Annotated in this window: 6 protein-coding genes; all 6 read left to right on the forward strand. The window is 61.6% G+C overall.

Going from position 1 to position 5,406, the window contains the following annotated elements; all coding sequences use genetic code 11:
• Nucleotides 1-824: AarF/UbiB family protein (locus tag AC1DWI_RS12845; RefSeq protein WP_477724960.1), on the forward strand; the 824-nt coding region annotated here is incomplete at its 5' end.
• 126 nt (nt 825-950) lie between these two features.
• Nucleotides 951-1,319 (forward strand): FmdB family zinc ribbon protein, encoded by a 369-nt coding sequence (locus AC1DWI_RS12850; RefSeq protein ID WP_477724961.1) that lies wholly within the window; start codon nt 951-953, stop codon nt 1,317-1,319.
• Nucleotides 1,319-1,948, forward strand: a complete 630-nt coding sequence (locus tag AC1DWI_RS12855; RefSeq protein ID WP_457279653.1) for a DUF502 domain-containing protein — start codon at nt 1,319-1,321, stop codon at nt 1,946-1,948. The genes AC1DWI_RS12850 and AC1DWI_RS12855 overlap by 1 nt, the downstream gene beginning before the upstream one ends.
• Nucleotides 1,949-1,999: 51 nt before the next feature.
• Complete coding sequence (aspS, locus tag AC1DWI_RS12860) at nt 2,000-3,805, forward strand: aspartate--tRNA ligase (protein WP_477724962.1); 1,806 nt, start codon at nt 2,000-2,002, stop codon at nt 3,803-3,805.
• Nucleotides 3,806-3,843: 38 nt separating this feature from the next.
• Nucleotides 3,844-4,290 (forward strand): dihydroneopterin triphosphate diphosphatase, encoded by a 447-nt coding sequence (nudB, locus tag AC1DWI_RS12865; protein WP_477669816.1) that lies wholly within the window; start codon nt 3,844-3,846, stop codon nt 4,288-4,290.
• A 133-nt stretch (nt 4,291-4,423) separates the two neighbouring features.
• Nucleotides 4,424-5,406 (forward strand): phospholipase D-like domain-containing protein (locus tag AC1DWI_RS12870; protein ID WP_477724963.1); only part of this gene is annotated, 983 nt, incomplete at its 3' end.

The raw sequence follows: 5,406 nt of genomic DNA on the forward strand, positions 1-5,406 counted from the left end.
CCATCAGCCAGGCCCAGCGCCTGCGCGATGCCGGTGTCGACATGAAAAAACTGGCGCGCGACGGCGTCACCATCTTCTTCACCCAGGTATTCCGCGACGGTTTCTTCCATGCCGACATGCATCCCGGCAATATCCAGGTCAGTCTGGCGCCGGAAACATTCGGCCGCTACATCTCGCTGGACTTCGGAATCGTGGGCACCCTGACCGAGGTTGACAAGGAATACCTCGCACAGAATTTCAGCGCGTTTTTCCAGCGCGACTACAAACGGGTGGCCGAGTTGCACCTGGAATCCGGCTGGGTTCCGCCCGAGACTCGGGTGGACGAACTGGAAGCCGCCATTCGTGCGTGCTGCGAACCCTACTTTGATCGGCCGCTCAGGGAAATTTCGTTGGGGCTGGTGCTGATGCGTCTGTTTCAGACCTCGCGCCGTTTCCATGTCGAAATCCAGCCCCAGCTGGTGCTGCTGCAAAAAACCCTGTTGAACATCGAGGGACTGGGGCGTGAGCTGGACCCCGACCTGGACCTCTGGAGCACCGCCAAGCCTTTTCTCGAGAAATGGATGCTCGAGCAGGTGGGCCCGGAAAAATTGCTGGCGCAGCTCAAGGCGGAGGCGCCTGCTTATGCCAAGCTGCTACCCGGTTTGCCGCGCCTGCTGTCCCAGTACCTGAAATCACCCCCTGGAATCAACCGGCGGGAGCTTGAGGAACTGCTGTATGAGCAAAAGCGCACCAACAAACTGCTGCAAAGCCTGATTTATGGCGGTCTGGGCTTTGTATTGGGGTTGATTGCCATGCAGTTTGTCCTGCGGGTGCGGGTGTTTTAGGGCCGGCCGGGGAAGGTCTCAACGGCCTATAATTGAAGGCTTTGCATCTGGGAGCCTTTTCCAGGCAAATTCCCCGGGATATTCCCGGGAATACCCCGGGGACAGCCCCTCAAAGCCTTAAGCACTATGCCAATCTACGCCTATAAATGCGAGTCCTGTGGGCATGCCAAGGACGTTCTGCAAAAAATCTCCGATGCGCCCCTCTCAGTGTGTCCGCAATGCGGCGAACCCGCATTCAAAAAGCAGGTCACGGCTGCGGGTTTCCAGCTCAAGGGCTCGGGCTGGTACGTGACGGACTTCCGCGGCGGCAACAGCACAGGCGTGCCCGCGCCCAAGACTGACGGCGGCGAAGCCGGCGCTTCCAGCAGCAACGGTGCGGACAGCAAGCCGGCCGATTCCGGYGCAGCCGCGCCGGCAAGCACGGCAGCAGCTCCCGCGCCGGCCGCGCCCGCCAAGGCYYCGGCCACCGACTCCTCTTCCAAGACTTCCTCGTGATGGCTTCGATCCGCCGATGGCTTCTGGCCGGACTGTTGGTGCTGGTGCCCCTGGCCATCACGCTGTGGGTGCTCGACTGGATCGTCGGCACGCTGGACCAGACGCTGCTGATTCTTCCTGGCGCCTGGCACCCCGACAAGCTGCTGGGTTTCCATATCCCCGGTTTCGGCGTGCTGCTGACGCTGCTGATCGTGCTGCTGATGGGCGCGGTTGCCAGCAATTTCTTCGGCAAGAAACTGGTGCGCTGGGGCAACTCATTCCTGAGCCGCATTCCCATCGTCCGCTCCATTTATTCCAGCGTAAAGCAGGTCTCCGATACGGTGTTCTCGGAAAATGGCAATGCCTTTCGCAAGGCCTTGCTGGTGCAGTGGCCGCGTGAAGGTGTCTGGACCATCGGCTTTCTGACGGGGCTGCCCGGCGGCGATGTGGTCAATCACCTGCAGGGCGACTACCTGAGTGTTTATGTACCCACCACGCCCAATCCCACCGGTGGCTATTTTGTGATGCTGAAAAGAAGCGACTGCATTGAGCTCCAGATGAGCGTCGATGAGGCTTTGACCTACGTGATTTCCATGGGCGTCGTGGTGCCCTCCAAACCTGTACCGCGGCCGCTGACCCCTCCCCTGTAAACGGCGAAAATTGCAACACTGCGCGCGAGGCGCTGAAAGTCCGAGATTTTTATGGCTATCGTTTCCCAAATGCGTTCGAACTATTGCGGTCTGGTGACCGAGGCCTTGCTGGGCCAAACCGTGAGCCTGTGCGGCTGGGTCAATCGTCGCCGCGACCATGGCGGTGTGATCTTCATCGACTTACGCGACCGCGAAGGCTATGTCCAGGTGGTCTGCGACCCGGACCGCGCCGACATGTTCAAAACCGCCGAGGGCGTGCGCAACGAATTCTGCGTGCAGGTCAAAGGCGTAGTGCGGGCCCGCCCTGAAGGCACGACCAACGACAACCTCAAAAGCGGCAAGGTCGAGGTGCTGTGCCACGAACTGATCGTGCTGAACCCGAGCGTGACGCCGCCGTTCCAGCTTGACGACGACAACCTGTCTGAGACGACGCGCCTCACGCACCGCGTGCTGGATTTGCGCCGTCCCTACATGCAGAACAACCTGATGCTGCGCTACCGCGTGGCCATGGAAACGCGCAAGTTCCTCGACGCCAACGGCTTCATCGACATCGAAACCCCGATGCTGACCAAGAGCACGCCCGAAGGCGCGCGCGACTACCTGGTGCCCAGCCGCGTCAACGAAGGCATGTTTTTCGCGCTGCCGCAAAGCCCGCAGCTGTTCAAGCAGTTGCTCATGGTCGCAGGCTTCGACCGCTACTACCAGATCACCAAGTGCTTCCGTGACGAAGACCTGCGTGCCGATCGCCAGCCCGAATTCACACAGATCGATATCGAGACGTCCTTCATGGGCGAGCAGGACATCCGTGACCTGTTCCAGGGCATGATCAGCAACATTTTCAAGACCGTGCTCAACACCGACCTGGGCGAATTTCCGGTGATGGCCTATGGCGAAGCCATGCACCGCTTCGGTTCCGACAAACCCGATTTGCGCGTGAACCTGGAGTTCACGGAACTCACCGAAGTCATGGCGACCGTGGACTTCAAGGTTTTCAGCACGCCTGCCACCACTGTCGGCGGCCGTGTGGTTGCCCTGCGCGTTCCCGGCGGGTCCGAAATGAGCCGCGGCGAGATCGACGGCTACACCGAGTTCGTCAAGATCTACGGTGCCAAGGGCCTGGCCTGGATCAAGGTCAATGACATCACCAAGGGCCGCGACGGCTTGCAAAGCCCCATCGTCAAGAACATCCATGACGCGGCGATTGCGGAAATCCTCAAGTGCACCGGGGCCCAGAACGGCGACATCCTTTTCTTCGGCGCCGACAAGGCCAAGGTCGTCAACGACAGCATCGGCGCGTTGCGCCTCAAAGTCGGCCACAGCGAATTCGGCAAGAAAACCGGCCTCTTCACCAAGGGCTGGAAGCCGCTGTGGGTGGTGGATTTCCCGATGTTTGAATTTGACGAGGAAGGCCAGCGCTGGAGCGCCGTGCATCATCCGTTTACCGCACCCAAAGACGGGCACGAAGACTGGATGGACACCGACCCGGGCCGTTGTATTGCCAAGGCATACGACATGGTTCTCAATGGCTGGGAGCTGGGCGGTGGCTCGGTCCGTATCCACCAGGCGGACGTGCAGAGCAAGGTCTTCAATGCCCTGAAGATCGGACCGGAGGAAGCGCAGCAGAAGTTCGGCYTCCTGCTGGACGCATTGCAGTACGGCGCACCGCCCCACGGCGGCCTGGCCTTCGGCCTGGATCGCATCGTCACCATGATGACAGGCGCCGACTCGATCCGCGACGTGATCGCTTTTCCGAAAACCCAGCGCGCCCAGGATTTGCTCACGCATGCCCCGAGCCCGGTGGACGAAAAGCAGTTGCGCGAACTGCACATCCGCCTGCGTAATCCACAGCCCGTCTAAAACGGCGCGCTATGCCCGCCAGCCGGAAGGGGGACACCTTGAAACCTTTCAAGATCCCCGAGTCTGTGCTGGTCGTTATTCACACACCGCAGCTGGACGTGCTGCTGATCGAGCGCACCGACAACCCTGGGTTCTGGCAGAGCGTCACGGGCTCCAAAGACACGGCGGGCGAACCCTTGCTGCAGACCGCGGTGCGCGAGGTGCTGGAAGAGACCGGCATCGCAGCCGCGCCCGGCCAGTTTCGCGACTGGGGCCTGTCCAACGTCTACGAGATTTATCCAGTCTGGCGAGCCAGGTATGCGCCCGGCATCACCCACAACACCGAACATGTCTTCAGCCTGTGTTTGCCCCAGGCCTGCGATGTAAAGCTCAGCCCCAGGGAGCACACCGCCTGGCAATGGCTGCCGCACTACGCCGCTGCCGACCTGTGTTTTTCCCCTTCGAATGCGGAAGCGGTGCTCCTCCTGCCGAAATTCATGGCTTGAGCCGCGCAGCGCGCAGGCGCAACACTTTGTGAGTTTGGCGTCTCACTGGATTGGCAAACACCGGCCAGTCGGTTCAAATGGAATGGACCTTCCCGTCAACTCTCCATACTTCCAGGAAAAAAAGCCGCTGGCCATGTTTCCACTCCACAAGTCCGGTGCGTTGCAGTTGCTCCAGGGCGGCCGGGATTTTTTCCCCGCACTCGTCAAGGCCCTTGATGCGGCGCAGACCTGGATTCAGCTGGAAACCTATATTTTTGATTTCAACGGTGCCGGCGCGGATGTCGCCGAAGCACTGGTTCGCGCGGCCCTGCGCGGCGTCACAGTGCAGGTGCTGGTCGACGGCATAGGCACCGGTCCTCTTCCTGCCGAGTGGCGCGAAAAATTCGCGGCGTCGAAAGTCGACTGGTGCGTGTACTCGCCCTTGGGGACGGGCCTGAGCCGTCTGGGCCTGCTGCTGCCCGAGCGCTGGCGCCGGCTGCACCGCAAGCTCTGCGTGGTGGACCAGCACACGGTGTTTTGCGGCGGCATCAATGTGCTCGATGATTTCTACGATCCCAACCACGGGGAGCTCCAGACTCCGCGCGTCGATTTCGCCGTGGCTGCCACCGGCCCGCTGGCGGAGGAGGCCGCCGATGCCATGGCGCTGCTGTGGTGGCGTGTGCAGGCCGGTTACAGCGCGCGGCAGCGCCACATGGCTGCCGCATGGGAAAAGTTCAGGGCGGCGGGGTACGGCGGGCGCACTGGCACCACATCGCTCGTGGTGGGTAACGGGTCTGGCGTTGCCGGCCCCAAGGCGGCGCTGATCCTGCGCGACAACTTGCGTAACCGTAGCAGCATCGAGCGCGCCTATCGCAGGGCCATTGGCAAGGCACACCGGGAAATCATCATTGCCAACGCCTATTTTCTGCCGGGCGGCAAGCTGCGGCGCGCCCTCATCGGGGCGGCCAGGCGCGGTGTGCGTGTCACCTTGCTGCTGCAGGGGCGCTACGAGTACTTCATGCAATACCATGCGGCCCGGCCCTTCTATGGCGCCTTGCTGGAGGCCGGCGTGGAAATCCATGAATACGAGGCCGGTTTCCTGCACGCCAAGGTGGCTGTGGTGGACGGGCATTGGGC

It is taken from the genome of Polaromonas sp. P3_C2 (assembly GCF_056402675.1).

Coding starts and splice junctions, on each gene's coding strand:
- AC1DWI_RS12855 (WP_457279653.1), top strand. CDS start 1,319: ATGGCTTCGATCCGCCGATGGCTTCTGGCCGGACTGTTGGTGCTGGTG.